1 protein-coding gene is annotated in these 1237 nt (G+C 74.7%); it reads left to right on the forward strand.

Annotated elements, in window-relative coordinates; genetic code table 11:
• Nucleotides 1-91 precede the first annotated feature (91 nt).
• Nucleotides 92-1237 (forward strand): glycosyltransferase (locus tag DBR36_RS01480; protein ID WP_108317254.1); only part of this gene is annotated, 1146 nt, incomplete at its 3' end.

Genomic DNA, 1237 nt, shown 5'->3' on the forward strand with positions numbered 1-1237 from the left:
CTTCGCGGCGTAACCCATCACCCGGGGTTCTGCCTCCAGCATGGGACGACCGCATCCGCGGTCCCCGTCCCCGGCAGCGAAGGCGATCCCGATGACCCGACCCGTCCGTGTGCTGTCGCTCTACGAAGGCTTCTTCGCCGGTGGCGCGCGGATCCTGCATTCCGACGTCGTGGCGGGTCTGGCCGACCGCGGCGCGCAGCAGCACCGGGTGCTCTCGCTCACCTCGGCGGCGCGCCGCGACGCCTCGGTGCAGTTCGCCCGCGACGACACGCGGTTCCGGCGCCTGCGCGACGCCGGCGTGACGATCGACACCCTCGACAGGGTCGCGGGAGACCGCCCCATCGCTCCCGAGGACTTCACCCCCGCCGAGCTCGCGCTCGCCGCCCACCTGATCGCCGAGTCCGACGTGGTCCTCTCGCTCAAAGAGCAGCCCCTCAGCCTCGTCGTCGCCCTCCAGCGCGCCGGGATGCTCCCCGACCGCCCCCTCGCCGCGTGCCTGCACCGCTCCGATCCGACGCACTCCGGTCCCGCTCTCGGGTGGCTCGTGGATGCCGCGGCCTCCGGCGCCGTGACCGCCACCATCGCCTGCGCCGAGTCGACCTCGTCCGCATACGCCCGCGCCGGCGTCGCGGCCCGCGATGCGTGGGTCATCGACAACGGCATCGACACCCGTCGATTCCGTCCCGGCACGCGCGCGGAACGGCGTCGGATCCGCGCGGGTCTCGGCATCCCGGATCACGCTCCGGTCGTGCTGCTCGCCGCTCGTTTCGACGCCATGAAGGACCCGGGGCTGTTCCTGCGCGCCGTCGCCCGGCACGCCCGCACCGCCCCCGGTGCGCACTATCTGATGTGCGGTTCGGGGATGACGCCCGACAACCCCGCGTTCCGCGCCCTGCGCGCCGACAGCGGAGTCGCCGCGGACGTGCCGGTCCACGCCCTCGGCCTGCGCGAGGACATGCCGGAGCTGTACCGCATCGCCGACGTCGTCGCCCTCACCAGCGCGTTCGGCGAGGCGTCGCCCCTGTGCCTGGTCGAGGGAGCGGCATCCGGGGCCATCCCCGTCACCACGGACGTCGGCGACGCCGCCCGCATGGTGGCCGGCTTCGGCCTGGTCACCCCGCGCGACGAGGACGCGATCGTGCGGGCGTGGGACGACGCGCTCGCCCTGCGGCCCGCGATGCGCGCCGCCGCCCTGGCCGCGCGCGGCCGCCTCGACCGCCGCCGCATGATCGACGAC

The sequence above is a fragment of the Microbacterium sp. HMWF026 genome, from assembly GCF_003061325.1.
Lineage (GTDB): Bacteria > Actinomycetota > Actinomycetes > Actinomycetales > Microbacteriaceae > Microbacterium > Microbacterium testaceum_E.